Annotated in this window: 28 protein-coding genes and 1 tRNA gene; 22 read left to right on the top strand and 7 right to left on the bottom strand. The window is 51.8% G+C overall.

Annotation, left to right across the window (positions count from 1 at the left end):
* The first annotated feature begins 70 nt into the window (after window positions 1-70).
* On the top strand, window positions 71-1,054 hold the full coding sequence (locus KB236_07450; GenBank protein ID UIF28383.1) for a choloylglycine hydrolase family protein: 984 nt from the start codon (window positions 71-73) through the stop codon (window positions 1,052-1,054).
* Window positions 1,055-1,068: 14 nt separating this feature from the next.
* Complete coding sequence (locus KB236_07445) at window positions 1,069-1,515, top strand: GNAT family N-acetyltransferase (GenBank protein ID UIF28382.1); 447 nt, start codon at window positions 1,069-1,071, stop codon at window positions 1,513-1,515.
* Window positions 1,516-1,573: 58 nt separating this feature from the next.
* Here the strand turns inward: KB236_07445 and KB236_07440 are convergent, their stop codons facing one another.
* A complete protein-coding gene (locus KB236_07440) occupies window positions 1,574-3,823 on the bottom strand; it encodes a glycoside hydrolase family 3 C-terminal domain-containing protein (protein UIF28381.1) in 2,250 nt (749 codons plus the stop codon).
* Between the two features lie 421 nt (window positions 3,824-4,244).
* Here KB236_07440 and KB236_07435 point away from each other — a divergent pair, with 421 nt between their 5' ends.
* The 7 genes from KB236_07435 (at window position 4,245) to KB236_07405 (ending at window position 11,783) form a co-directional block, all read left to right on the top strand.
* Window positions 4,245-5,885 carry a peptide ABC transporter substrate-binding protein gene (locus KB236_07435; protein ID UIF30321.1) on the top strand — a complete coding sequence of 547 codons (1,641 nt, stop codon included), beginning with the start codon at window positions 4,245-4,247 and terminating at the stop codon, window positions 5,883-5,885.
* A 197-nt stretch (window positions 5,886-6,082) separates the two neighbouring features.
* The gene (locus KB236_07430; GenBank protein ID UIF28380.1) at window positions 6,083-6,631 is read left to right on the top strand and encodes a DNA-3-methyladenine glycosylase I; all 549 of its coding nucleotides are present in this window, start codon (window positions 6,083-6,085) and stop codon (window positions 6,629-6,631) included.
* Window positions 6,632-7,139: 508 nt separating this feature from the next.
* On the top strand, window positions 7,140-7,955 hold the full coding sequence (locus tag KB236_07425; GenBank protein UIF28379.1) for a MetQ/NlpA family ABC transporter substrate-binding protein: 816 nt from the start codon (window positions 7,140-7,142) through the stop codon (window positions 7,953-7,955).
* 231 nt (window positions 7,956-8,186) lie between these two features.
* Window positions 8,187-9,248 (top strand): methionine ABC transporter ATP-binding protein, encoded by a 1,062-nt coding sequence (locus tag KB236_07420; GenBank protein ID UIF28378.1) that lies wholly within the window; start codon window positions 8,187-8,189, stop codon window positions 9,246-9,248.
* Window positions 9,249-9,932 carry an ABC transporter permease gene (locus tag KB236_07415; protein ID UIF28377.1) on the top strand — a complete coding sequence of 228 codons (684 nt, stop codon included), beginning with the start codon at window positions 9,249-9,251 and terminating at the stop codon, window positions 9,930-9,932.
* A 234-nt stretch (window positions 9,933-10,166) separates the two neighbouring features.
* Window positions 10,167-11,138: a DMT family transporter gene (locus KB236_07410; GenBank protein UIF28376.1), complete on the top strand. Its 972-nt coding sequence runs from the start codon at window positions 10,167-10,169 to the stop codon at window positions 11,136-11,138.
* A gap of 24 nt (window positions 11,139-11,162) precedes the next feature.
* Complete coding sequence (locus KB236_07405) at window positions 11,163-11,783, top strand: histidine phosphatase family protein (GenBank protein ID UIF28375.1); 621 nt, start codon at window positions 11,163-11,165, stop codon at window positions 11,781-11,783.
* Window positions 11,784-12,167: 384 nt separating this feature from the next.
* Here KB236_07405 and KB236_07400 read toward each other — a convergent pair whose 3' ends face one another.
* Both KB236_07400 and KB236_07395 read right to left on the bottom strand, forming a co-directional pair.
* Entirely contained in the window at window positions 12,168-12,383 is a 216-nt protein-coding gene (locus KB236_07400) for a hypothetical protein (GenBank protein UIF28374.1), read from the bottom strand.
* 232 nt (window positions 12,384-12,615) lie between these two features.
* Window positions 12,616-12,999 (bottom strand): glycine cleavage system protein H, encoded by a 384-nt coding sequence (locus tag KB236_07395; GenBank protein UIF28373.1) that lies wholly within the window; start codon window positions 12,997-12,999, stop codon window positions 12,616-12,618.
* Between the two features lie 155 nt (window positions 13,000-13,154).
* On the opposite strand from KB236_07395, the gene KB236_07390 reads away from it, so the two are divergent.
* Together KB236_07390 and KB236_07385 are read left to right on the top strand one after the other, a co-directional pair.
* Window positions 13,155-14,189 (top strand): lipoate--protein ligase family protein, encoded by a 1,035-nt coding sequence (locus KB236_07390; protein UIF28372.1) that lies wholly within the window; start codon window positions 13,155-13,157, stop codon window positions 14,187-14,189.
* Window position 14,190: 1 nt separating this feature from the next.
* On the top strand, window positions 14,191-14,499 hold the full coding sequence (locus KB236_07385) for a hypothetical protein (protein ID UIF28371.1): 309 nt from the start codon (window positions 14,191-14,193) through the stop codon (window positions 14,497-14,499).
* A 611-nt stretch (window positions 14,500-15,110) separates the two neighbouring features.
* Here the strand turns inward: KB236_07385 and KB236_07380 are convergent.
* Window positions 15,111-16,661 carry a peptide ABC transporter substrate-binding protein gene (locus KB236_07380; protein UIF30320.1) on the bottom strand — a complete coding sequence of 517 codons (1,551 nt, stop codon included), beginning with the start codon at window positions 16,659-16,661 and terminating at the stop codon, window positions 15,111-15,113.
* A 273-nt stretch (window positions 16,662-16,934) separates the two neighbouring features.
* Between KB236_07380 and KB236_07375 the strand changes: the two genes are divergently transcribed.
* From KB236_07375 to KB236_07355, 5 genes are all read left to right on the top strand, one after another.
* Complete coding sequence (locus KB236_07375) at window positions 16,935-18,071, top strand: A/G-specific adenine glycosylase (GenBank protein UIF28370.1); 1,137 nt, start codon at window positions 16,935-16,937, stop codon at window positions 18,069-18,071.
* 70 nt (window positions 18,072-18,141) lie between these two features.
* Window positions 18,142-18,462, top strand: coding sequence for a hypothetical protein (locus KB236_07370; GenBank protein UIF28369.1), 321 nt, complete (start codon window positions 18,142-18,144; stop codon window positions 18,460-18,462).
* Between the two features lie 10 nt (window positions 18,463-18,472).
* Window positions 18,473-19,081: an esterase gene (locus KB236_07365; GenBank protein UIF28368.1), complete on the top strand. Its 609-nt coding sequence runs from the start codon at window positions 18,473-18,475 to the stop codon at window positions 19,079-19,081.
* A gap of 193 nt (window positions 19,082-19,274) precedes the next feature.
* The gene (locus tag KB236_07360; GenBank protein ID UIF28367.1) at window positions 19,275-19,478 is read left to right on the top strand and encodes a cold-shock protein; all 204 of its coding nucleotides are present in this window, start codon (window positions 19,275-19,277) and stop codon (window positions 19,476-19,478) included.
* Window positions 19,479-19,630: 152 nt separating this feature from the next.
* Window positions 19,631-19,870, top strand: a complete 240-nt coding sequence (locus tag KB236_07355) for a cytochrome B5 (GenBank protein UIF28366.1) — start codon at window positions 19,631-19,633, stop codon at window positions 19,868-19,870.
* Between the two features lie 114 nt (window positions 19,871-19,984).
* On the opposite strand, the gene KB236_07350 is transcribed toward KB236_07355, so the two are convergent.
* Window positions 19,985-20,058: transfer RNA gene (locus tag KB236_07350), tRNA-Arg, on the bottom strand.
* 144 nt (window positions 20,059-20,202) lie between these two features.
* On the opposite strand from KB236_07350, the gene KB236_07345 reads away from it, so the two are divergent.
* The 4 genes from KB236_07345 (at window position 20,203) to KB236_07330 (ending at window position 21,785) form a co-directional block, all read left to right on the top strand.
* Window positions 20,203-20,508: a hypothetical protein gene (locus KB236_07345; protein ID UIF28365.1), complete on the top strand. Its 306-nt coding sequence runs from the start codon at window positions 20,203-20,205 to the stop codon at window positions 20,506-20,508.
* Window positions 20,509-20,628: 120 nt separating this feature from the next.
* Window positions 20,629-20,781, top strand: coding sequence for a hypothetical protein (locus KB236_07340; GenBank protein UIF28364.1), 153 nt, complete (start codon window positions 20,629-20,631; stop codon window positions 20,779-20,781).
* 139 nt (window positions 20,782-20,920) lie between these two features.
* Window positions 20,921-21,613 (top strand): NAD(P)H-dependent oxidoreductase, encoded by a 693-nt coding sequence (locus KB236_07335; protein ID UIF28363.1) that lies wholly within the window; start codon window positions 20,921-20,923, stop codon window positions 21,611-21,613.
* Window positions 21,606-21,785, top strand: coding sequence for a hypothetical protein (locus KB236_07330; GenBank protein ID UIF28362.1), 180 nt, complete (start codon window positions 21,606-21,608; stop codon window positions 21,783-21,785). Before KB236_07335 ends, KB236_07330 begins: the two co-directional genes overlap by 8 nt.
* 69 nt (window positions 21,786-21,854) lie before the next feature.
* Here the strand turns inward: KB236_07330 and thiD are convergent, their stop codons facing one another.
* Complete coding sequence (thiD, locus tag KB236_07325) at window positions 21,855-22,673, bottom strand: bifunctional hydroxymethylpyrimidine kinase/phosphomethylpyrimidine kinase (GenBank protein ID UIF28361.1); 819 nt, start codon at window positions 22,671-22,673, stop codon at window positions 21,855-21,857.
* 184 nt (window positions 22,674-22,857) lie between these two features.
* On the opposite strand from thiD, the gene KB236_07320 reads away from it, so the two are divergent.
* Complete coding sequence (locus tag KB236_07320) at window positions 22,858-23,154, top strand: hypothetical protein (GenBank protein UIF28360.1); 297 nt, start codon at window positions 22,858-22,860, stop codon at window positions 23,152-23,154.
* Between the two features lie 35 nt (window positions 23,155-23,189).
* Window positions 23,190-24,425 carry a cytosine deaminase gene (gene codA / locus KB236_07315; GenBank protein UIF28359.1) on the top strand — a complete coding sequence of 412 codons (1,236 nt, stop codon included), beginning with the start codon at window positions 23,190-23,192 and terminating at the stop codon, window positions 24,423-24,425.
* A 326-nt stretch (window positions 24,426-24,751) separates the two neighbouring features.
* Here the strand turns inward: codA and KB236_07310 are convergent, their stop codons facing one another.
* Window positions 24,752-25,234 carry a hypothetical protein gene (locus KB236_07310; protein UIF28358.1) on the bottom strand — a complete coding sequence of 161 codons (483 nt, stop codon included), beginning with the start codon at window positions 25,232-25,234 and terminating at the stop codon, window positions 24,752-24,754.
* Window positions 25,235-25,297 lie beyond the last annotated feature (63 nt).

Genomic DNA, 25,297 nt, shown 5'->3' with positions numbered 1-25,297 from the left:
ATTATCCGTGCACGCCATCTGATTTAGGGTTAAAATGATTGGTAACTAAATTGGAAACGGGATGATTTTGATGTGTACGAGTTTGACTTACGAGAATAGCCGTGGAGACCACTTCCTGGCTCGCACCATGGACTTTGGATTTGAGCTGGGTGGTCAGCCGATCTTCATGCCCCGGAACCAGAAGATTCAAGGCGATGCCGGTGAGTTTACGACGAAATTTGGATTTGTCGGGGCCGGGCGTAACCTGAGTCACTACATGTTTGTTGATGGGGTTAATGAGTTTGGTCTGGGCGCGGCCGCCCTGTATTTCTCGGATTACGCCCAGTACGCGCAGTCCGCACCGGCCGATAAGCTGGGAATTGCCCCCCATGACCTGACGGCTTGGGTGCTCGGAAATGCTCGGAGCGTTGCGGATTTACGTGAGCTAATTAAGGAGATTCAGATTGTGGATAAACCCGTCGCACTACTGGGAATTACGGTGCCGTTACACTTCATTTTCAGTGATCCGACTGGCGATACGGCGGTGTTAGAAGCCACCGATCACGACTTGCACTTGATTGAGGATCCAGTCGGGGTCATGGCTAACTCGCCCCAGTTAAGCTGGCACCTGCAGAACCTGAGCACGTACGGCACCTTGGTGGCGGATACGCGCCCCCTCCACGACTATCAAGGTTTCAATCTCAAGACGGTTGGGCCGGGAACGGGGGCCTTTGGGATGCCTGGGGATTACACGTCTCCTTCACGGTTTGTGCGCACGGTCTTTAACAAGCACTACAGCCGGCCAACTGCCGATACACCAACGACCATGAACTTGTTGCAACATCTGCTGGATGGCGTGACGATTCCTAAGGGTGTTAAACTCAAGCCGGATGGCAGCAGTGACTACACGCAGTATCGGGGTTACATGAGCCTGAACGAACGGGCCTACTACATGGAACCTTACGATAACTTGGAGTTACAGCGCGTCGAGATAACGGATAAGATGCTAACGGATTGGGATACGCCAGTTGAATATCCGCTGGCCCATCAGAACCATATTAAGCATTTGAATTAGGCGGGGGTGGATTGATGTCAGACTTTCAGCAAAAAGGGTTCGCCCAACTTACGCCCACCGAATTGTTTGAAATTTATCGCGTCCGGGTGGCCGTATTCGTGGTGGAACAGGCGTGTGCGTATCAGGAAGTTGATGATTTAGACGTCCAAGCCCAGCATTTGTTTACCCAAGACGCGATGGGACACGTCACCGCTTACGCCCGATTGATCGATGAGGGCCAGCAAGTACGCATCGGTCGCGTGTTGGTCGCCCCGAACCATCGTGGTACGGGGGCCGGACGGCGACTGGTGACCATGGCTCTGACGGCGGCTCGCCGCACGTATCCAGAAGCCACGGCTATTGTCATTCAGGCTCAGGCGTATCTGCAGAAGTTTTACGCCTCGTTTGGCTTTCAGCCAACGAGTGCGGTCTATTTGGACACGGGAATTCCCCATCTGGACATGGTGCTATCGCTAACTTAAAGACAGCAAAAGACGAGCTCGAAATCAATTGATTTCGAGCTCGTCTATCTTTTTATGATTACCGTGCGTTCGCGGCTTGGATAAAGTCTTCGATTGAATCTGCTGGCACGCCTTGGGCAGTCAAGGCGCGTAACGGCATGTTGAGAAACATCTTATCCTGCAGAACGGTTGGCTCACCGTTAGCGTCGGTAGCGCTCAATAGGCTGTTGTCGTCCTGATTGGCCGGTGCAATCACGTACTGCTTGAAGAGTTTCAGCAAACGTTGGTCACTGGCTACGATTGTCAGGTAGGTTTCATCCGTGACTGGTGCCGGTGAGTTCTTGAAGTCCATCGTCAGCTTGGCCTGCAACCGAATGTCGCGGGAAGATTGACCGACCATGATTTCATAATCACCGGAGTCGGCTTGCCAACGATGTTTCCCTTGCCGCCACCAGCTAAAGTCTTGCCGGTCTAAGGTTAGCGTGACCGGCTTAGTTTCGCCCGGTTCAACGGCTAGTTTAGTGAAGCCGCGTAATTCCTTGGTTGGCATTGGTGCGTGCGACGTGTGGTTTGCCACGTAAAGTTGAGGAACCGCTTGGCCAGGCCGATCGCCGGTGTTGGTCACATCGAACGTAATCGTGGCACCGTGTTCGCTTTGCTTGACGGCCAAATTGGTGAACTCAAATTCAGTATAGCTCAGACCGTAACCAAAGGGATAGAGCACGTGCATTTCGTGAGTATCGTAGTACCGGTACCCCATGAAGATGCCTTCGGAGTAAAGTTCGTGCCGCGGGTCCTGTGCAAAGGTTGGGGCCATTGGCGTATCGGTCAACCGAATCGGGAAGGTTTCCGTCAAGTGACCGGAAGGATTGACCGCTCCGGTCAGAATATCCCAGGTAGCTTCCCCGACGGCTTCACCGGCTAAGTAAGTTTCAACCACGGCAGCCACCGTGTGAATCCAAGGCATTTCAACGGCTGATCCGTTTTGCAAGACGACTGTTGTGTGTGCGTTCAACTTCGCCAGACTGCCAATCAGATCCGTTTGATTTTCCGGTAACATGATCGACGTTTTGTCGAAGCCTTCTGATTCGGCCGCAGCTGGGTAACCGGCGAAAATGATGACGTGATCGGCATCCTTGGCTGCAGCGAGTGCGGCGTCCGCCAAGCGGTCATCCGTTTCGCCTTCGTCCAGCTGATAGCCAGGGTAGTAGTCGGCTTGTAGACCGGTGTTCTTGAGCGCTTCCAGCGGTGTAACCAGTTTTGTTGGATTGACGTGGGAGCTACCGGACCCTTGGTAACGTGGGTGTTCGGCCAATTCACCAATGACAACCACCTTACCAGCCTGCTTAGGATTGAGTGGCAGTTCTTGTTGGTGATTCTTCAGCAAAATAATACTATCGTCCGCCAGCTTACGCGCAAAATCGTGGTGGGCTTGATGGTCGTAGGTCTGAGCGGTCGGCGCAGGCTTCCACTTGTCCACGACGTGTAGCAGGTGTCGGACCGCCTTATTCAGCGTTCCGATATCCAGTTCGCCGGTTTCTACGGCCCGAATGATTTCGTCGACCGAGGCTTGGCCCTTCCCTGGCATTTCCAGATCCAGGCTAGCCGTTAGAGCGGCGGCATGGTCGGCCACTGCGCCCCAGTCGGACATGATGGCGCCGTGGAAGCCCCACTCATCACGCAGAATATCACGCAAGAGGTGGCGGTTCTGTGAGTTGAGCACACCGTTCGTGCGGTTATACGAGGTCATAATCGTTGCTGGGTAGGCCGCCTTGACGATGATTTCAAACGTCCGTAAGTAGAGTTCCCGTAAGGTCCGTGCCGACATATCACTAGAAGCCGTGAAACGCTGGTTTTCGCGATTGTTGGCCACGAAGTATTTGACCGACACGCCGACGTGTTGGGACTGGACACCTTCGACGTAGGCACTGGCTAATTTACCAGCAACCAGGGGATCCTCTGAGAGATACTCGAAGTTCCGCCCGCCGAGTGGGGAACGCTTCAAGTTAACCCCGGGTCCCAGCAAGAGACTAACCTGTTCGGCCCGCGCTTCTTCTCCTAGGTGTTCCCCCAGCTGTTTCATCAGGTCCTGATTCCACGAGCTGGCACTGAGAGCCGCGGCGGGATACGTGATGGCTTTGACGGAGTCCGTAATATCTCCGGCGGAAGCGTTCGGGTCCTGCTTCCGTAAGCCGGAAGGGCCATCCGTCATCATTAAGGCGGGGATGCCCAAGCGGTCTACAGCGGCCGTGTACCAAAAATTCTTGCCGGAGACCATGGCGGCCTTCTCCGGTAACGTCAATGCAGCAAGCGTTCGTTCGATGTCCATACGTTCAAATCCTTTCTACTAATTCAACTATCTCCAGTATACAGTTTTCCTGTTTGAGATGTTAGTCACCGATTTATTTCTTTTGACAAACGACGTGAAAGAGTTTATCTTTAATCTTGTGCAATCCAATTCGATTATAAAAAGTAAGGAGGGAAAATCACGATGATGCTCAACGCCAACCAAAACCAAATGATGTTAGCCGCATGTTGCCAATGTAACGTGCTTGTTTGCGTTGCGTTCAATCGTGATTTTCCGGCTAACCAGTAGTACTACATAACGACGACAACAGTAATTGTTGTCCCTGTAGGCGGGTTTCCCATCACGATCGACGTGAGGGGGAACCCGCCTTTTTCTGTCTCATTTCACACGGATTTAGGGATTGCACACCACTAAATTTGAGGATAAGGGAGCTATGGATTTTATGAAAAAATGGACCAGTATCGGCTTAGTTGCGGCAGTTATGGTATTAGGATTGGGTCTAGCTGCCTGCGGTCAATCCGCCTCAACGACTAAGCCATCGCAAGTCTTACGGTTACCCGCGACGGCTCAGCTCGACACAATCGACTTGGCCAAGGCCACGGGTTATGGCCAGACGGGGAACGTCTTTGAAAGTTTTTATCGGTTAGGTAAGAACGGGAAGGTCGCTCCGGGGTTGGCCGATTCCGCCAAGGTTTCCAAGGATAAGAAGACCTGGACGTTCCACATCCGTGACAACGCCAAGTGGAGTAATGGTGATCCGATTACCACTCAAGATTTCGTGTATTCTTGGCGGCGGACGCTGACGCCAGCGACCAAGGCCTCCTATACGACCATGTTCTCCGGCATCAAGAATGGGGATAAGATCATCGCGGGCAAGGCCAGCCCTGATACCATTGGGATTCACGCGAAGAACAAGCAGACCGTGGTGATTCAGTTGGACAAGCCGATTGCCTACTTTAAGATTCTGATGGCCTATCCGCTGTTTGCCCCACAAAATGAAAAAGTGGTCAACAAGTATGGCAAGAAATATGCCACCAAGTCACAGTACATGGTCTACAGTGGACCGTTTAAGATTACCAACTGGAGTGGGACCGGGAACACGTGGTCCTTTGTTAAGAATAATCAGTATTGGGATAAGAAAGTGGTCAAGCTCCAGAAGATTAATTATCAGGTGGTCACAAATCCTCAGACTGGACTGAGCTTGTATCAAAATAACAAGCTGGACTTTGCGCAGCTGTCCACGGAACAGGTTAAGAATTACAAGAACAACAGCGCCTTTAAGGAATATCCGTATTCAATCGTGATTCACCTGAAGTATAACTTCAAGGATACGAACAGCGAGAAGCGGCGGATTATGAGCAATCAAAATATTCGGCAGGCCATTGCGTTGTCGATTAACCGCAGTCAGCTGACGAAGAAGGTTCTGGGGGATGGTTCCGTGACCCCGACCGGCTTTGTGGCGAGTGGTTTGGCCAGTGATCCCAAGACTGGCGAAGACTTCGCCAAGCAACAGGTCGTGAAGAATACCACGGCGTACAATCCAACGTTGGCCAAGAAGAAGTGGGCAGCCGGGTTGAAACAGCTAGGCATTAAGAAAGTTAACCTAAACATTATGGCTGGTAACGATGACGTCGCAGCCAGCACCGTGACGCAGTACCTCAAGGGCACGTTGGAAAAGAACCTGAGTGGGTTTAACTTGAAGATTGATAACGTGCCGGCTTCGGTGGCGCAGTCCCGGTCAACCAGCGGGGACTTTGACCTCTATCTCTCGCACTGGGGGGCCGACTTCAACGATCCAATTTCCTTCCTGCAGATTCCAACGAGCTCAAATGCGTTGAACTACGGAAAGTGGTCCAACAAGCAGTACGACGCCTTGATTGATAAGGCACAGGGGGCCGATGCCGGCAACGATGAAGCCCGTTGGCAAGACATGGTTCAGGCGGCCAAGCTGATTAATAAACAGCAGAGTTTTACGCCGCTCTATCAGGCCAACTACGCCTACCTTCAGCGTAAGGACGTGCGTGGCGTTATCCACAACACGGCTGGAACGCAGTGGAGCTACAAGTACGCGTACATGAAGTAAGATTGTAAATAAACGAACGCATTCAGCCTGGGTGGTGGGCACCCGGGCAAGTTCGAAGATAACCAGATTGAAGTTGCCGGTGAGGTTAGACCAAACGCTAATCTCACCGATAACTTGCGTTAAGCCATCGGGACAGGCAAACGGTTGGGCAAAATCAACCGACTTTGCTATGATGGTCTTTAAGGAGGCATGTCACGATGACGATTAAACCGGACGATGGCCACGACTGGCAAACGAATGGCGTCCAGGAATACCACACGTATTTTGGCACGCCCACTCACGACGACCACGTCTTATTCGAATTACTGACGGTTGGCGTCTTTCAAGTGGGCCTCAGCTGGCAGGCGGCCGCCAGCAAGCTTCCGGTATACCGGCGGGTCTTTGCCGAAATGGCCATTCCGAAAGTGGCGGCGATGATCGATGAGGTGGCGATCCCGGAGATTGCTGCCGATCCGGAGATGATTGGCAATCAGCGTAAGATTCGGGCCGTCTTGAAGAATGCCCGGGCCATCCTCAAAGTTCAGCAGGAATTTGGCAGTTTTGGCGCCTATCTGTGGGCGTTCGTGGATGGGACGCCACTGCTCCTGCCAGCGCAAACGCGGGATGAATTGACCAATCAGTCGACGATTGGCCGGGCGGTTGCTCAGGATTTAAAGCGGCGCGGATTTAGTTTTGTCGGTCCGGTCGTCACCCACATGTTTTTACTGGCGGCTGGTCTCCTACGCCAACCGATTTTACCGGAATAAGTAAAAGTTACGTGAGAAGTTTAGACGCTATGAAACCGATTCTAAAGCAGTCGTAGCGGCAAAAGGCCGGTATGACGGGCTTAATATAAAAATATTTATTGAATGTTTTCCTTGACATCGGATTAAAGTTGCATTAGACTTGCAATTAAATTAAGCGATTGAAAACAATGTGATCAGGAGAGTAACCACCGTTACGGGTTTCAAGAGAGCTTGCGTTTTGCTGAAAGCGAGTAACTCACGGCGGGGTGAAGATGGCCTGAAATGAATTGGCACCGCTAAGTCCTCGTGATGAAGTGGTGATGCTTGGCACTCATTATCGTGCACGCACTTTAAGGCGCAAGCTGGCGAGTGTTAATGAGGGGTCAGGCAACAGCTGACTTGAATTAGAATGGTACCACGACAGAGTTCGTTTCTATTAATTTAGAAGCGGACTCTTTTCTTTTGGTCACCGTTTTCTCTCGCAAGAATTAAGCAATTATTTTAAATTGGGATAAAGGGGATTTTGAATATGAAGAAATCATTTAAACGCTTTAGTTGGCTACTCGTTTTATTAATTCCACTGTTGATCGTTGCCGGTTGTGGCAAATCCAGCAGTAGTTCCAGCAACAAGACGGTTAAAGTTGGGATCATGGGCTCCGACGAAAAGATCTGGAAACCTATCCAAAAGAAGTTGAAGAAGGAGGGCATCAACATCAAGCTGGTGACCTTCACCGATTACAACCAGCCTAACGCGGCGTTGACGAACCACGAAATTGATATCAACTCGTTCCAACACACGTACTTCATGGACCAATGGAATAAGGCGCACAAGTCCGATATCGTTTCCATCGGGAAGACTGTCCGCGCACCGCTACGGTTGTACTCCAAGAAAGTTAAGAGCGTCTCTGATATCAAGAAGGGCGACCAGATTACCATTCCAAACGATTCGACTAACGAAGGCCGGGCCTTACACTTACTGCAATCCGCTGGTTTAATCAAGGTTGATTCCAAGGTTGCACTGCCAACGCCTAAGAACATCACGCAAAACAAGTTGAACTTGAAGATTACTGCCGTTGATGCTGCCCAGACGCCACGTTCATTGAGCGATGCGACTGGTGCCGTTATCAACAACGAATTCGCTGCCGAAGCCAAGTTGCCGAACAGCGAAACTATTTACAAGGAAAAGCTGAACAAGGCCTCTATTCCGTACGTCAACATTATTGCGGCCAACAAGTCTGATAAGAACAACAAGACTTACAAGAAGATCGTCAAGGCTTACCAATCAGAAGCAACTAAGAAGTTAATCAAGAAGTACTTCCACGGCTTATCCGTACCAGCTTGGTAAACAGCGATTATAAGTAGAAGAAAGTAAAAGACAATTAACATGATAACGGATGTTAGTGACTTAACCAACTTCTACGCGTTAAAGACTTTCGGGCACTGCGCTGTGCCGATGATGTTACCCTCACAGCACGGTGCCTGAACGCTGTCAGTAAGATTCAGCGTGCGGCGCTGGTCATGGAAATTAAGTAGAGAGAAAAATTGCCAGCATAGGGCGAGTAAGGAGAACGAAGATTTGACTAATGAAGCGATTATTCAATTAAAAGATATCGACGTCACCTTCCACAACAAGGGGCAGACGGTCGAGGCCGTCAAAAAAGTTTCATTAACGGTAGAACGCGGCGACATCTACGGTGTTGTTGGGTATTCCGGTGCCGGGAAGAGTACCTTAGTCCGGGTGATCAATCGGCTCCAGCGGCCCACTGCTGGTTCCGTGGTGGTCAACGGCCAGAATATCTTAGACCTCTCGCCCCGTGAGTTACGGACGGCTCGGACTAAGATTGGCATGATTTTTCAACACTTTAACCTCATGGCTTCCCGTACGATTGCGGACAACGTTGGTTACCCGCTGAAGGGCCGGTTGTCTCACGAGAAGCGCAAGCAAAAGGTCGCGCACCTCTTGGACTTGGTGGGCCTCAGCGAGAAGGCGACGGACTATCCAGCCCAACTATCCGGTGGACAAAAACAACGGGTGGCCATTGCCAGAGCGCTGGCCAATGACCCCGAGATTCTGATTAGTGACGAGGCCACGAGTGCCTTGGACCCGAAGACAACTTCCTCAATTCTGGCGCTGTTGAAGCGTTTGAATAAGGAATTGGGCTTAACCGTCGTCCTGATTACCCATGAAATGGAAGCCGTGAAGGAAATCTGTAACAAGGTGGCCGTCATGGAAGATGGCGAGATCATCGAACGTGGCGACTTGGTTTCTATTTTCAGTCGGCCTCAAAAGCCGTTGACCCAAGACTTCATCAATACCGCGACCCAGATCAATCAGGCGCTGGAAAAGATTTTCCGGCAGGCCGATTCGCTTCAACTCAGTGACAGTCAACAGTTGGTTCAACTGCAGTACGTGGGCGCTAGCACCGATGCGCCACTGATTACGGAACTGTACAAGCGGTACGGCGTGGTCTCCAACATCCTGTACGGAAACGTTGAGATTTTACAGGATACGCCACTGGGGAACTTGATTGTGGTCATGTCCGGCGAACCGGATAAACTAGCTGCGGCTTGGCAGTATTGTCAGGACGCCGGCATCAGCATTACGCATTTAAATCCTAACGATTCGGAGGTGGCCTAGATGAATTTATTAACTAAATATTTTCCTAATGCGGTCACGATGAAGAGTGACTTTGTGCAGGCGACGGCTGAGACGCTGTACATGACGGCGATTACGGCGATTGTTGCCGGTATTCTGGGGATGGCGATTGGGATTGGATTGATTGTCACCCAACCCGGCGGTATCTTGGAGAATCGCGTGATTTACAATATTCTCGATAAGATCGTCAACTTGTGCCGGTCGATTCCCTTCGTTATCTTACTGGCCGTCATTGCGCCACTGACCCGGATCATTGTGGGAACGGCAATCGGGACGACCGCGGCGATTGTGCCGTTGGTCATCGGTTCCGCACCGTTCTATGCGCGGCAGATTCAAAATGCACTGGCCGAAGTTGACCACGGGGTGATTGAAGCCGCCGAATCCGTTGGCTCTGGTCCGATTGCCATTATCTTCCGCGTTTACTTGAAGGAAGGCTTGGCCGATATCATTCGTTCCTCCGTTCTAACGTTGATTAGTCTGATTGACCTGACCGCGATGGCTGGTGCCATCGGGGGTGGTGGCTTGGGTAACTTGGCCATCAACGTGGGTTACAGTCGGTTTGAAACGGACGTAACCATCATGGCCATGTTAATCATCTTGGTCATTGTCTTTGCCATTCAATTGATTGGCGACCTGTTGGCCCGTCACGTGGACCACACGGCTTAGGTGAACACATAGTCTAAGCATGAAAAAACAGAAGGGATGGACTTGAGCGGTGACGTTCAGGCCCATTCTTTTAGATTGAAGTGCTAAAAGTAGCTGGTTACGTCACATTTTTCACAATCTTCACCCGTATTTTTAGCTAAAGTCCGCCGCAGAAAAAAAGTTTGTTGAATCCCGGATTTATTGCCGTTTCATCATCAAATTCTAATGAATATCGGGTAAACTTGGAGAATTATAATGCACGCCGCGAGTGTGAGAGAGAAAGGATTCACAGGTTTGAAAAATTCAGAGATATCGACGGGTAACGTCATTAAGGGTATTTTCTGGGCCACCATCGCTTCAGGGATGTTTGGGGTCTCCGGAACTGTTTTACAATTTATTTCGCAGGAGCAATCGATTCCCGTTGGCTGGTTCTTGTCGGCGCGGACGATGGGTGCCGGGGTCGTCTTACTTATCATTAGCTTGATTTTATATGGTAAGCAGACATTTACGGTCTTTCGTAGTTGGCGTGAGATTGCGTGGCTAGTGGCTTACGCGCTCATCGGATTAGGGGCGAACCTGTTGACCTTTTATATTGCGGTGCAAACGGGGAATGCTGCCGGGGCCACGATTCTTCAGTATTTGAGCCCGCTATTCATTGTGTTGGGCAGCCTGCTCTTCAAGCATGAACGGCCGCTACGAAGCGACGTGATTGCTTTCGTTGTGGCGATGGTTGGGGTTTTTCTGGCAATCACCCGAGGAGATTTCTCGCAGCTAGCCTTGCCCCTGAACTCCATTCTCTGGGGAATCGGGTCCGGGATTACGGCGGCTTGTTACGTGGTTCTGCCGCGAAACTTGGTCCGAGACGGCGGTCACGCCCCCATCACGGTTTTAGGGTGGGGAACGTTTATCGCCGGTATCGTATTTAATATTCACCAGCCCGTTTGGGTTAATACGCCACCGTTGACTGGGACGCTGTTGGCCTCGATGGCGACGGTGATTATCTTCGGGACGATTCTGCCCTTTTCTCTGTTATTGTACAGTTCCCACTTCGCGCCGTCCGACGTCATCAGTATCGTTGACGCCATGCAGCCGGTGGTGACGTTTGTTTTATCCATTATTTTCCTCAGTCTGGCCATCTCAACCGCCGAGGTGATTGGTTCCGTATTGGTCATTGTGGCCATTTATTTACTTCAACGGGGTCGACGAAACGTGGAAAAAGGGTTTTAATGGGAATAAGGAAGTGACTGAGAAATGACAACCTTCGATTGGGTTCGCCACGGGCAAACGCAAGCCAACGTGGATCAAATTATGCAAGGCCAATTGGACACGACGGTAACCCACTTGACGGTTCGCGGGCTACAGCAGGCGGAGCACTTGGCGCAGTGGCTTCACGATCAACGTTATGACCAGCTGATTAGTAGTCCCTTACACCGAACGCGACAAACGACGGCGGCCCTCACGACAATGTTGAGCCTCACGCCGTCTTTCGATGAACGCTTGATGGAAGCCTCTTATGGCGATTGGACGGGAAAGAGTCTACCGGTGATTAGTGAACAACGGCCGCAAGACTTTGATGCCGTGACCGGTGAAGCTCTTCCTGACGTGTTGGCGACGGTGGGCGGCGAGTCTTACCGCGACATTCAGCGGCGCGTTGGCCAGTGGTTGGCTGAACAGGTGGTTGACCATCCCCATGACCATATCCTGGTGGTCAGTCATGGTTTAACCATCAAGGCAACGGCTCTGCTGATGCTAGGATCGCCAGCGACGACGGCGTTGCCAGAACCCACGAATACGAGTGTCACGCGGATGGTGATTGACCCGACGACGGGCCACCGCTATCTGCCGTTCTACGGGGTTAGCCCGCAGTTATAAACCAAACTAAAATCGGCCGCGTTATCCTGTTTCATCGGGTAACGCGACCTTTCTTTAACCTTGAACGATGCTGTTTTACCGTTCAACTAGATTTTAGTCCACATTGCGTGGGTTGTCTGCGGCTGTCAGAGATTCCGCCTGCTGTGGGAACCGGGCCAAGCCAACAGGCGGTCTTGGCCCTCGCCTTGGAGCCGAAAATCACGTCTCCAAGGTCGTCCAGCCAAGTAGCCTGGCTGAAGAAACGCCAGCTAACTTGGTACCCACGGCCGGCTCACGCCAGTTTTCGTGAGCAGTAGGGTATCCTCTAAGAGCGGTCATCGGAATTTTGGACGAAAAAATAACCTCGCCAAATTGGCGGGGTTATTTTTAGGTTGAGACAGCCGGTTACTTCTTGAGGTTATCTTCGACATAAGAACGAACTTCATCGTCGGACTTAGCGTCGATTTCCTTCATTGAAGCTTCAGTTTCATCGGTGTTGTGACCATTGGATTCCATGAAGTGATCCCACAGAGCATCCCGTACTGGGAGCTTTTGATCGGACCAATCGAATACTTCGCTCATTTTTTCATCCAATAAAGCAGTCTTTTCTACAACAGCCATAACCAATTACCTCCAAAAAAATATTGGGGTCAGTGGATCTGTGTTTGGCATGGGTACCACCGGCTTCAATACTTATGGTAGTCCTTTACGCCCCAAAAGGTAAATATTTTGTCTAGCCCATTTCGAAGATAGATAAGTTCGTGGTTGTCAGCGCAGCGAAATGGTGGTGCTAACGACCTGAGGCAACTCGGCGGGAAAGTAGGTAAAATTAATTATCGCGAGGGATTGGCCGCTAATCGAAATCAATGCGAATATCCAGAATCCAGTTTTCCAGTTGGCGGTTCGAGTTGATGGCGTCGGGATTGTCTACCAGAAAGTGGTTGACGTCGACCACGGTTCCGGCGAAGGGGGTCTTAAAGTTCTGGACGGCCTTGTCGCTTTCAACTTCTAGGATATCTTCATCTTGGTCGAGGACGTCGTCGGGGGCCACAATCAAGTCGGCAAAGCTAACCTTGCCCAGTTGCTGGATGGCATCGCTGGTCAGGCCGAGACGGTAGATGCTGTGGCGCTGTTCCCACCACACGCCATTTAGCGTGGTGACCTTGGGTTCAACGGGTTTACGACGAAAAAAACTTTTGAATATTTGCCAAAATGATGGCTTGGCTTCTTCAGACATGATTAATTTCCTCCCTTAAGGTGGTTACCGCTTTAGTATACCCTTAAGCTGTAACCGCTGACAATATCTAGTCGGCAAGTTGTTGCTGGCTAGCCGGTATGCTACACTAAAATCAAAATAACGGCGGCAACTGTCGACGTTTAGGGAGGGTTACCATGTTTCTCATTGATACGAACCGGCAGGGCCAGGTCGTGACCGATGCCATTGTGAATCAGTCGATTGATAATTATTTAGTGAATGACTTGAAGCTCCCCGGGCATGGCCTGATGATGTACGTTAATCAGCCGGCCGTGATCGTGGGGATCAATCAGAATGTGACGGCCGAGGTCGACTTTCACTACCTCGCCAAGCATGATGTGCAGCTGGTCCGCCGAACTTCCGGTGGGGGAGCAGTCTACCATGATGAGCGCAACCTGATTTTTGAGCACATCGTCAATGGCGATCCGCAAGATGGGGCGCAATTCGGTGACTATACGGTGTTCGCCAATCCCGTCCTCAAGGCGTTAGCCGCCATGGGCGTGGCCGATCTGTCCATTAGTCAGAAGAGTAATCTCTTGGTGGCCGGCAAGAAGTTCTCGGGCATGACCATGTTTAAGAACGGTGCCGGATATGCGGCCGGGGGAACCATCATGTACGACCTCAACGTGGATGCCGCTCATCAGGCCTTGATTCCCGTCAGTGATCGGCCACATCGGGGCGTGGCCTCCAACCGGGTGCCTATCACCAATCTACGGCAATACCTAGCGCCCGAATATCAAGATTTAGACATTCAAGACTTTAAGACGGCGTTGCTCTGCCATGTTTTTGAAGTGGACAATCTGGCTGAAGTCGAGACGTACCGGTTGTCCGCGCATGATTGGGAGATTATCGATCAGCGCTTGGCCGAGAAATACGGGACGGACGCGTGGAACTACGGGGCTAATCCGGGTTTTCGCGAGTATCAACGGTTGCGTTTGCCTAATGGGGATCTGCACGTGAACTTCACGCGACGGCACGACCAACTACGGGCCATCACCCTGTTTGGCACGGTGGGCACGCCAGCAGACCTGCATGACATTGCCGATCAACTGGCGGGTCAGGCCACCACGGTTACGGCGATTCAGGCTGTCTTACAGCGGCCAGAAGTAATGGCCGTCTTGGGGGCGGCCGCCGTGGCGCCGCTAACCGAAATTTTAACGAAGAAGGCGTAGCATGAAGGCAAAATACGAAGTAAATCAATACATCGGCGTGCCCGTGGCGGCCAACGCCTCCGGTAAGTATGAAATCAAACGTGAGCCCGATGGTGACTTCAAACTCCATTCATGGCGAACAGGACGGCACAGCAAGGGCAAGTACCGTGGCGTGGGACAGATCTTTCTCACTGAAAATAACTTGAAGGTAGCGGTGGTTGCTGCCTACCCCGTACCCTACAAGGAACGGCACGCATACACGCCGATGGCCCGGCTCACTAGTGAGTTCGTCGCCGAAGACGTCTTACAAACGGCCCAACAGCAGCTGTGATCTTTAGTATAGAAGCGAACACACTCCAGCTGATAAGGCCTATCGGCATTAAACGAGCCATCAACCCCACCTGCGGCTGCCAGAGATTCCGGCGGGGGACCGCCTGCGGCCTGAGAAGCGGTCCTCCGGCTCGGTTTGAAGCCTGGCAAAATTCGCCAGTCTCCAAACACCGCTGTCACGGCTACCTCTATCTCTGACTGCCTCCGGTTACAATGGTTGAAAAATACTAAACGCACGGTGACATCGCTGGCGTGGCCACGTTTGGCCAGCATAATTGGATACCCCTCAGGTAGCCGTGAGTGAGTCAAATTTGGTCTCAGCCGTGGGATTTTCCAAGTGGGTTGCTTGGAAAATGGCGACTTTGAGACGTGAATTGTCGGCTCAAAGCGAGGGGAAAGACAGCTTTTTGGCTTTCCCCGTCCTACCCACCGTGTTCCAGACCAAATTTGGCGAACGGCAAGGCGGGCCAGCACGCGACTAATATTATAATGGGCGCTATCCTTGCCATACTACGGATTCTAGCTATTTTCTAGCTTCCAACCTTTAGACGTGTAACTAAAAAAGTCAGAGCCAAACGACAATCGTTTTGGCTCTGACTTTTTTTGACGGCGTTATTTGACAAAGTAGGCACTTTTGAAATTCGACTGGGTGCCTACCGTATTGTAGAGGACGCCGTTGAGCTTCGGGTTGACCAGGTAGGTGCTGGCCGGTTGTACGAGTGGGGTGACGCCCTGATCCTTCATGAGCATGCCTTCTGCCGAGAGTAGGGTCTGCCACCGTTTTGAATTGAATGACGGTGCGTTGCTGGCCTCGTCAATCAGATCGTCGTAAGCCTGGTTCGCCCAATGGCCAATGTTAGCCGAGTTACTACTGGTGAATAGGGAGAGCATGGCGAGTGGGTCCGCGTATTGGGCGCGTTGAGTGGTGAGGGTTAGGTCGGAATTGACGGGTGCCGCCAACCGGTTGATGGTCTGTTCTCGTTTCTTCAGGAGAATGGTGAGGCCGGGCAAACGCGATTCGAGCTGACTGCGTAATGTCCGGGCTGCACTGCCGCTATTGGTTCCGTTCAAATAGCTCAGCATCAGGGTGACCCGGTCGGTATGGGCCCGCCGCAAAGCCGTCTGCCATTCCCGTTGGGCCGTCTTGGGCTGGTAGGTCAGGGTGGTCTGTTCCGGTTGGGCAGCCGCAAAATCGGCCGTGCCCTTGAGCCCTCTGCTCAGGCCGGCAGGAACCACGCCCTGAGCGGCCAGTGAGGTATTGCCGTACGCTGTCTTGACCAAAGCCTTCCGGTTAATAGCGTGGGAAATGGCCAGTCGGGCAATCTTCTGTTGGAGGAGGTGGTTAATCGTGGCATTGGGACCGTTTTGCCGGTAGTTCAGCAGGACCATCTTGGAGTAAGGGCGGGCCGTGTAGTCCGCTTTTTTTTCGTAATATTTCGTATCCGCCTTGCCAAGTAGACGCATCTCGTCTAGCTTGCCGCTATCATAGGCGTCCCATGCTGCGTCGAGTGACCGGTACGTCTTCACGTTGATTCGGCTGAGATAGACGTGCTTGCGGTCCCAATAGTGGGGGTTGGGAATCATGTGCCAGCGGTAGGGCGTACTGCCATGTGCCGCGACCATGAAGGGCCCAGCGTAGACTTGATAGCGTGGCTTCGTGGCGTACAACTTGCCGTATTTTTGGGCAATTCGCTGATTCTGCGGGCCAAACAGCGGGTAGGCCAACTTCTGTGGGAGCTCGGCCATTGGATGGTCTAAGTGAACGACTAGCTTGAACCGACTGGGGGCACGCACACCGAGTCGGCTAGCTGGAAGTTGGCCATCTAAGATTTGCCGCGCATTTTGAATACCGTCGAAGAGGTCGGCCTCGGGCGCCTTGGTTGTCGGAGCGAGGGCCCGGCGCCAGGAGAAGACAAAGTCGGGGGCCGTGATCACGTCGCCATTACTCCAGTAAGAGTCCTTCCACAGTGTGAAAGTGTAAGTCGTCCGTGCCGCATTAACCTTGACGCGCTTGGCGAGGGCCAGCTGGGGATTGTTGTCGCCGTTGGCCTGGTACAGGCCCTCAATCGTATTGTTCAGTCGCCCAAATTGGGTCAGCTTGTCCGTATCCAGCGTGGTTAAGGGATGGTTCGCGGCCAGCGTGAGCACCTGGTTCTGGGTCATGACCCCCTTGCTGTCACTGGGCGTGTCCGTCTCATGACTGATGGTACAGCCGCTGAGCGCACTGCAAACAATTAAAATAATCAGAATTCCCCAACGTTTCAAGTTACTTCCTCCGAACTACGTGGTGTTTTTCATATGATGTGATGCTTCATTGACTATATCTTCCCTGATAATAGGGGAGCGGCGCCGGCACGTCAAGGCTTAGTTGCGTGGTGGACTTGCCGTGTGGCAGGGGATTCGCTAGAATAGTAAAAACAAGGACGGTGGCACACTATGGAAAAATGGTCGGCGGCAACGATCCGCGACTTTCGCAAGACGTTGCTAGATTGGTATGATCGCGAGGGGCGGGACCTGCCCTGGCGGCATGGCCGGAATCCCTATCACACCTGGGTCAGTGAAGTAATGTTGCAGCAAACACAGGTGAATACGGTGATTCCGTATTACGAAAATTTCTTGGCGACCTTTCCGACGGTGGCCGACTTAGCGGCGGCTGACGAGGCGACGTTACTCAAAACCTGGCAGGGATTGGGCTACTATTCGCGTGCTCGCAATCTCCAGCGCGCGGCCCAGCAACTGATGACGGACTACCACGGCAAATGGCCGGAGACGGCCGCCGAATTGGAAGACTTGATTGGTATCGGTCCGTATACGGCCAGTGCCATTGCCAGCATTGCCTTTGACGAGGTCGTGCCGGCCGTGGATGGCAATGCCTTTCGGGTGTTCGCGCGGCTACTGATGATTGACGCCGACATTGCCAAGCCTAAGACGCGCCAATTGTTTACGACCATCATTCAACCGATCGTGGATCCGCAGCGTCCGGGCGCCTTCAATCAAGCCATCATGGATCTGGGGTCAAGCTACATGACGGCCAAGAATCCCGACCCGGAACATTCGCCGGTCAAGGCATTTGACGCGTCCTATCGGGCAGGACGGGTGCTGGATTTTCCGGTCAAGACCAGGGCACCTCGGCCCAAGCCAGTCGCCTACTATGGCCTGATTATTCAGTCGCCGGCAGGCTATCTGCTCGTCCAGCGTGGCGCCAACGAGATGTTGACCGGGTATTGGAGCTTTCCACTGGTCCCACGGGAAACCCTGCACACGACGGATCAGAAATCATGGACGCTAGCTGACGATATTTCAGCGCTCGAACGACAGTGGCGTCAAGAATATCAGCTCCCCGTGAAACTGGGGCCAGTGAGCGGGCAACCGGTCAGCCACACGTATACGCATCAACGCTGGCAGGTCAAGCTTTTAACGGCGACCTTACCAACGGCACTTCCCTTGGAATTTTTCCCGGGAAAGTGGGTGCCGGCTGGCGAGATTTCGGCCTTACCATTGCCGAAGGTCCAAGAGAAAATGATGCAGCGGTACGCGAAACAGCAAGATTCTGCGGCTTTTCGGGAGAATTAGTTTCAGTTAGGCGCTATTTGCTGTATTATCTAGTTAAACTGGAAACGGATTCGCAAGGGAGTGACTGATCGTGCAAACGATTTTTGACCAATTAAAAACAGTTTCGGTAAATCATCAGGAAGTCGAAAGCCATCAGGTGGTGGTGACCGATGAAAAGGGCAAACCCAATGGTCTGCTGACTGATTTGTTACGGGACTTAATTGATAATGCGTTGCTATTTGTGTCGTTGGCTGACGTGCAGTCGGGGCCAGACCTCATCAGCCGATTAAAGACCCATACGCCGTTGCCTGACGACGTTTTGGCCGAGTACGGTAAGATTCTAGGGGAAGACTGCTACGGGCTTAATTTCGCCCCGCAGAAGGGTCAGATTGAACTGATCGTTCGGCGTTAGGAGGCTTCGCGTGGACGATGAACTAATTGAAACGGCGCCGGGCGCGAACACGACCCCACCAGTCCTCCTCTTGCAGGGAACCGGCGGCACCAACACGGAAATGTTGAACTTTGGGCGGCGCTTGGCCCCACAGAGTCCACTGGTGACGATTGCCGGTCGCAGTGGCGTTGGTGCCCAGCGTCAATATTTTCAGCAGACCGCGGCGGGACCAATCGACAGCGATCAGGTCACCACAGAAGCAATCTGGTTGAGCGCGACGGTAAAAAATATTTGTGTGCACCGTCACTGGGATATTGACCGTTTAATTACGGTGGGATATTCGAACGGTGCGGCGATGGCGGCTTACGGGATTCGCACGGGAATTCTTCCCGGTCAACGGGCTTTATTATTTCATCCGCTGTGGTTGCCCGTCAGTCAAAATGTGCAACGAAAAAACTACCGCGCATGGCTCTCTGCCGGGCAGCGTGACCCCTTAGTGTCGGTCGCCACAGTCGCTCAAGTTGCAGCGGATTGCGAAAAAAGTGGTGTGGCTACCACGCTCTTTCAAACGGGGGGAAGCCATATGCTGACGCCGCAGGAAGTATTAGCCGCCAAGGAATGGTTATCGGAAAATAATTAGCGGCTTATTGCAAAATAGTTTAAAAATATCGGAGTTTGCATTTGCTATTCTGCGAAATACCTGTTATCCTATGGTTAATGTATTTATGGTTCGGAAGTTTTAAAGGCTCGACGTTCTTATAAGAATGGCTCCTTTTTACCCCAGCTTTCAAATGCAAATATTATTGCGCTATGCGCATGGAGGTTTCATTCTTATGGAACAAGGTACTGTTAAATGGTTCAACGCTGATAAAGGTTACGGCTTCATCACTTTGGAAAACGGCTCAGACGTTTTCGTTCACTTCTCTGCTATCAACAGCGAAGGCTTCAAGACGCTTGAAGAAGGCCAACACGTATCCCTTGATGTAGAACAAGGCGACCGTGGCCCACAAGCCGCTAACGTTACGGTAGTTGACTAATTTACATTAGCCTAAATCGTGTCGTGAAAAACCACCAACTTCGGTTGGTGGTTTTTTTTATGCTTTTTAGTTATCACCTGAAAGATGAATTACTTGTGTTGTTGGTTCGGTCAGTTTATGATGAAACTAAATAAATTGAGGCGGTGGTAGTTGTGAGTGAAAAAGTATTTTCCAAGGATGAATTAGCCAAATTTGACGGCCAACAGGGTCAGCCAGCCTACGTGGCCATTGATGGCGTCGTATACGACGTGTCTGGTGTAGAAGCTTGGGCTGGCGGCAAGCACCACGGCAACTTGGCCGGTCAAGAACTGACCAGTGTGATTGACGAAAAATCCCCACACGGCCGCAAAGTGTTGGCCAAGCTACCGATTGTTGGCAAGTACGAAGCTTAGGTTCATTAAAAACTGGGCGGGATCGGCTGAGTGCTGGTCCTGCTTTTTGGTTGGATTAAAGCTAAAAAAATCGGCAAAGCCTCTCGACTTCACCGATCGTTTCGTTAAATTTGATGTCGCAAGAGAGATTCGAACCCTCGACCTACGGTTTAGAAGACCGTTGCTCTATCCAGCTGAGCTATTGCGACCTAATGTGAATAGCAAACCCACAACTTCTTAATTATAGAGAAGCCGCTGCGCCGTGTCAATTGCGGATTAACCGGGCGTTGAAAGTTGACAGGGACCGCGCCAGTTCAGTAGAGTAGGGATAAACGGGATTGGAGGTGGCCACGGTGATCGTCTTGCACGTTGTGGCAGAAATTGCGGTGTTCTTTTCCGCCATCTGTATTATTTATTATTTTTTCCAAATTACGCAGGGGCTGGGCAATAAGCGACAGAACTATATTTATTGTCTCTCTGCTGTAATTGTTCTTTTGCTGGCGGCACCGGTGGCCAATCTTTCGCGACAGAAGACGGTAAGTCCCACGGATCAGGTCTCAAATCAGGTACGCAAGGCCCAGAAAAAACGGCATTCCCAGCGAGAGTCCCAGCAGAAAAGGGAATCCCAACAGTCGTCAAGCGTGTCAACGACGAAGTAATTCATACAATTGGCCGGTAAAAGGTGAAGAATTTCTTATTTCCGTGACACAATACTTGCAATATTCCTGTAACATTTAGATAATATAATTGTAATCTAAAAGTTGACGGGGGGAATTGCTATGCACGCACTACTGATTATTTTGGCCATTATTCTGTTGGCCGGTGTTGGCCAGTTATATCTGAACAACCGGGAAGCTTTCCGGAAGAATAGCAAACATCTGGCGACCCGGGGAGACAAGTTCCACGATGGTTCGGATCGGCGTTTAAGTTAATTTAAGTCAACTTGGTCGTTAGCGTTTTCGCTAGGGGCCTTTTCTTTTGGCCAAGTTTACTGAGCGGAAACGGCTAAGATTTCAGGGGAAATGTGCTACAGTAGGTTTAGTGAAAAAACGCAAAGGAGTTGATGGCCCGATGACCACGCTTGTCTTGGTCTCGCATCCCCAGTTGGCGGATTCGACCAGCCAGCAATTTTTGAAGGAAAGCTTACCCGATGAGAATATCATCTGGGAGCATATCGAGGCACAGACCCCGCTAGACGTCGAACGCGAGCAGGATCAGTTGCGTCGTGCAGACCGCATTATTCTCCAGTTCCCGTTGTACTGGTATGCGGCACCGGCCGGTCTCAAGGCTTGGGAGGACACGGTACTGACCCGGACTTTTGTTTACGGGGATCACCGTTATCCGTTGGCCGACAAGGAGTTGGGAATTGTGGTAACCACGGGTATGCCCCAACCTGCCTTTCAACGTGGCGGGGCGGAAGGTCTGACACTCGACGCCGCCTTGGCGCCACTGGCGGCTTTGGCACACCGGGCGAAAATGATTTGGTTGCCAATCTTCCCCATCTATCAATTCAGCTATCTCGAGGAGTCGGAGAAGTTACAGCTGGTCGTGGACTACCAACGATATCTGACGCAGCCGCAACCGGATAGTTTGGCGAATCGCCAGGATTGGTTTGCCCAGCGGCTGGACGGGGTGATTGACCGCTTGCCAGCGGAACAGCGCGCTACGGGACGGTTAATCGCCAGTGTGTTTGACCAGAATCGCGAGCAAATCGACCAGTTGCAGGACACCCTCGCCATGATTAAGGAGCAGGACGATGACTGAACAATCGGTATGGTTAAGCCAACAAATCGATCAGTTGGCGAATCAACAGGAAAAATTTACGGACCGAGCCTTCTGGCTGGCGTTGAAACGCGTGGTGGCCGAACAGGACCGCCGCAGTGAACAGCTTGGCGGTGAGGTCGACGGCCGGACGTGGCGGCCTGATCGCTGGTGACGATGACTTGGTGCTTAAAAATGGCGGGTTCCGTGGGGAGCCCGCCATTTCCGACTTGGATCTATTTGACTATTTGAAATCGCGATCCATTGCCGCCCAGTGATTGACTGGACCAAATTTGTGACCGACCGCAATGGGGGAGCCAATCGCCGCGTTGACGAATTGTTTGGCAATCTTGATGGCACGTTTCATCGGGGTGCCCTTCGCTAGCTCGGCGGTAATACAAGCCGACAACGAATCACCCGTGCCGTTGACCCGGTCCGTCTCGTGGTAGGGTTCGCTCAACCAAAAACTCTCGCCGGATTCCAACAACACGAAGTCCTTGACGACCGTCTGGTGAGGGTCGGCGTGACTGCCCTTGGCGATGATGTTCTTGGCCCCCATGGCTTGTAGCTGGTGAGCCGCCGTTTCCATGTCGGCATCGCTGGTAATGGTCATTTCGGCAATCTTTTCGACCTCAAAGAAGTTCGGCGTCAGCACGGTGGCCAGCGGAATGAGGGTCGTCCGTAGCGTGTTAAAGGCGCTTTCCTCCAACAGTTGGTTGCCGTGCTTGGTCATAATCACGGGATCGACGACCAGCGGGCCAAAATCGGCCGCTTGATAATTTTTGACGACCGTTTGAATCAGTTCGGAATCGGCTAACATCCCCGTCTTAGCGGCGCGAATCCGGTAGTCATCCGCGAGATCTTTGAATTCCTGGTCGATAAAGTCCGTGGGCATGGGCACGCTGGCGTGAATTCCGTAAGAATTTCCGGCGACACATGCGGTCATGACGGATGCGCCGTAGACGTGACGGGCGAAGAAAGTGTGCAGATCGGCTTGCATGCCGGCGCTTCCATCGCTATCCGAGCCAGCGATGGTGAGTGCTTGTGGGTAAGAATTTACCATGATTGATCGACCTCCGAAGTCAGGATTATAGCTTCCAGCATAGCATAAAACGTCGGGAAATGATGACTCTGACGTTCTATAAATTTAGTTATACAACCCAAGCCAAGTGTTCGTCATTTCCGCTGGTACCGTGTAAATTAAAGGGGAGTGCCAAGGAAGCTGATAATGCGTGGGGGCGATAGAGATGAAACGACAGTCAAGGCGCGTCCTGATCTGGAGTCTAATTGGTTTGGCGGTTAGTTGGTATGCAATAATTGGCGCCGTCCAAACGGTTTATCGCTGGTTTCCCCACGAACCCGTCACTTTATTGTTCGGAGTCGGGCTAACTGTGATAAGCTTAGTAGGGTTGGTTCGTGCTGGTAAGTGTGGCCCCTGGTGGTGCTTGATTCCGGCTACGGTGAGTGCGATTGCCGTGGTCTTGGGGTTGGTTGCCGACAGCACGCTACTCTTATTGGGTCTAACCATTCCCGGTTTTTATTAATCTGATGGAAAAGTGTAGGAGGTAGGTTAACGCGCATGTTAATTCAACAAGGTCTTATTGAAAACGCACAGCAGCCACAGGATATTCGAATTGAGGACGGGAAGTTCACGGCCATTGCCGATCATTTAACGGCAAAGGATCATGAACAGGTCATTGATGCGCAGGGAAAATTAATTCTGCCACCTTTCGTTGATCCACACGTTCATTTGGACAGTACGATGACGGCCGGCGATCCGGAGTGGAACCAGTCCGGGACATTATTTGACGGGATTCGGATCTGGTCCGAACGGAAGAAGACGTTGAGCATTGAAGACGTGAAGACCCGTTCCCGGCAGGCACTGGAACGCCAAGCCAGTCACGGTGTCCAGTTCGTCCGTTCCCACGTGGACGTGACGGACCCTAGTTTGACGGCGTTGAAAGCCTTGATTCAGGTTCGTGATGAGGTGAAGGACTTTATCGAATTACAACTGGTGGCCTTCCCCCAAGAAGGGATTTTGTCGTTCCCTCACGGTAAGGAATTGATGGAACAAGCTGCCAAGTTGGGCGTCGACGTCATCGGAGCCATCCCGCACTTTGAATTCACCCGGGAATACAGCGTGGAATCCCTGCATTTCGCGGTAGAGCTAGCCCAGAAGTACGGTAAACTCGTGGACGCCCACTGTGACGAAATTGACGACCCGGCTTCCCGCGGACTGGAAACGTTGGCAACCTTGGCCTTGGAAACGGGCTTGGGCGATCAAGTCACGGCCAGCCATACGACGGCGATGGGCTCGTACAACAACGCCTACGCCTATAAGCTCATGCGGCTCCTGCAGATGTCCCACATCAACATGATCTCCAACCCGTTGATTAACACCCACTTGGGCGGTCGGTTCGACACGTATCCGAAGCGGCGGGGGTTAACCCGGGTTAAGGAATTAAATGCCGCCGGGGTTAATGTGGCCTTTGGTGAGGATGATATCAAAGATCCGTGGTACCCGATGGGCGACGGTAACATGCTGGACGCTCTCCACATGGGGATTCACGTCACCCAGATGATGGGGTACGATGATATCATGGGGTCCTACAAGTTTGTCACGACCAACGGGGCCAAGGCCATGCACGTCGGCGATCACTATGGTATCGCGGAAGGCAAGCCGGCCAACCTGGTCATCATGAACAACGATAACTTCTACAATGCATTGAATCAGCGCTCGGAAGTCTTGTACTCGATTCACCACGGTAAGGTGATCGTTAAGACCGACCCGAAACAGGTACATTTAGACCTGTAATTTTAAACAGTTAAAAATAATCGGCAGGCGTCTCGTTTGAGATGGCTTGCCGATTTTTGTGTGGTGGGGCGGGGTGCTTTGTAGTTTGTGTCAAATGAGCTTGCATTGAGCTGAAAATCCGTGTTGTCTCGGCATTGAGATAGTCGAAACGTGCGCTAAAAGGCAGCCGGCTCCGCTTAAAACTGATAACCAAACAATCCAAACCCGGGATTATTCGGTTATCAGCCTTAATGCTCGCCGGCTAATCGCCTTTTGGCGCACTCTTGAAAAAAGCAGCCCCACAAGACGAGTCAACTGACCAATCTTGTGGGGCTGTAGAGACGCACTTATTTTTTCTTGGCTTTAGCGCGCTTGGCCTTTTTAACGGTCGTCACGGTCACCGGTTTCGGCGTCGCAACGGGCTTCTTCTTTTCTTGATGTTGGGCGCGCAGTTGATCCTTGAGCGCTTCAATCTCAGTCACGTGTTCTTCCTTCCAGCTTTGATAGGAGCCGGCGGAGTCCGTGTCGTTGGGCTTCAGACCGGTGTTCAACCAGAAACAAGCTTCGGAAAGACTTGAGAAATTGTGAATCCACAAGGTCTGACCGTTGTCGGAATCAAAGGCCACGTAGGAACGAAAATGTTTCTTCAAAAAAGTATGTCGTCGAATCTTAAAAGCCTCGCGTTTACGGGTTAACCGATAGTCTGGTAAGATATATTGGCCGGAGGCGGCCAGCTCTGGAAAACGTTCATCACGTTGTTCTCGCTGGTCTTTAAGCATTGCGCGGGCTTGCTCGACGGTAATCATGGACGCATGGATTGGATTTTTCATCAAAAACCCCCTTAGAAATTTGGAAAATTAAGTAAAAAATGACAGTCTCCGGCCATTACTCAC

This window comes from Levilactobacillus brevis (genome assembly GCA_021383565.1).
In the GTDB taxonomy this organism is placed as follows: Bacteria; Bacillota; Bacilli; order Lactobacillales; family Lactobacillaceae; genus Levilactobacillus; species Levilactobacillus brevis_B.
The sequence above is the reverse complement of the archived record's forward strand: the minus strand, read 5'-3'. Positions and strand labels throughout refer to the sequence as shown.

Bases quoted from the DNA above. Each gene is read 5' to 3' on its own strand.
- KB236_07450 (UIF28383.1), top strand. From the start codon at position 71: ATGTGTACGAGTTTGACTTACGAGAATAGCCGTGGAGACCACTTCCTG.
- KB236_07445 (UIF28382.1), top strand. From the start codon at position 1,069: ATGTCAGACTTTCAGCAAAAAGGGTTCGCCCAACTTACGCCCACCGAA.
- KB236_07440 (UIF28381.1), bottom strand. From the start codon at position 3,823: ATGGACATCGAACGAACGCTTGCTGCATTGACGTTACCGGAGAAGGCC.
- KB236_07435 (UIF30321.1), top strand. From the start codon at position 4,245: ATGAAAAAATGGACCAGTATCGGCTTAGTTGCGGCAGTTATGGTATTA.
- KB236_07430 (UIF28380.1), top strand. From the start codon at position 6,083: ATGACGATTAAACCGGACGATGGCCACGACTGGCAAACGAATGGCGTC.
- KB236_07425 (UIF28379.1), top strand. From the start codon at position 7,140: ATGAAGAAATCATTTAAACGCTTTAGTTGGCTACTCGTTTTATTAATT.
- KB236_07415 (UIF28377.1), top strand. From the start codon at position 9,249: ATGAATTTATTAACTAAATATTTTCCTAATGCGGTCACGATGAAGAGT.
- KB236_07410 (UIF28376.1), top strand. From the start codon at position 10,167: ATGCACGCCGCGAGTGTGAGAGAGAAAGGATTCACAGGTTTGAAAAAT.
- KB236_07405 (UIF28375.1), top strand. From the start codon at position 11,163: ATGACAACCTTCGATTGGGTTCGCCACGGGCAAACGCAAGCCAACGTG.
- KB236_07400 (UIF28374.1), bottom strand. From the start codon at position 12,383: ATGGCTGTTGTAGAAAAGACTGCTTTATTGGATGAAAAAATGAGCGAA.
- KB236_07395 (UIF28373.1), bottom strand. From the start codon at position 12,999: ATGTCTGAAGAAGCCAAGCCATCATTTTGGCAAATATTCAAAAGTTTT.
- KB236_07390 (UIF28372.1), top strand. From the start codon at position 13,155: ATGTTTCTCATTGATACGAACCGGCAGGGCCAGGTCGTGACCGATGCC.
- KB236_07385 (UIF28371.1), top strand. From the start codon at position 14,191: ATGAAGGCAAAATACGAAGTAAATCAATACATCGGCGTGCCCGTGGCG.
- KB236_07380 (UIF30320.1), bottom strand. From the start codon at position 16,661: ATGACCCAGAACCAGGTGCTCACGCTGGCCGCGAACCATCCCTTAACC.
- KB236_07375 (UIF28370.1), top strand. From the start codon at position 16,935: ATGGAAAAATGGTCGGCGGCAACGATCCGCGACTTTCGCAAGACGTTG.
- KB236_07360 (UIF28367.1), top strand. From the start codon at position 19,275: ATGGAACAAGGTACTGTTAAATGGTTCAACGCTGATAAAGGTTACGGC.
- KB236_07340 (UIF28364.1), top strand. From the start codon at position 20,629: ATGCACGCACTACTGATTATTTTGGCCATTATTCTGTTGGCCGGTGTT.
- KB236_07335 (UIF28363.1), top strand. From the start codon at position 20,921: ATGACCACGCTTGTCTTGGTCTCGCATCCCCAGTTGGCGGATTCGACC.
- KB236_07330 (UIF28362.1), top strand. From the start codon at position 21,606: ATGACTGAACAATCGGTATGGTTAAGCCAACAAATCGATCAGTTGGCG.
- thiD (UIF28361.1), bottom strand. From the start codon at position 22,673: ATGGTAAATTCTTACCCACAAGCACTCACCATCGCTGGCTCGGATAGC.
- KB236_07320 (UIF28360.1), top strand. From the start codon at position 22,858: ATGAAACGACAGTCAAGGCGCGTCCTGATCTGGAGTCTAATTGGTTTG.
- codA (UIF28359.1), top strand. From the start codon at position 23,190: ATGTTAATTCAACAAGGTCTTATTGAAAACGCACAGCAGCCACAGGAT.
- KB236_07310 (UIF28358.1), bottom strand. From the start codon at position 25,234: ATGAAAAATCCAATCCATGCGTCCATGATTACCGTCGAGCAAGCCCGC.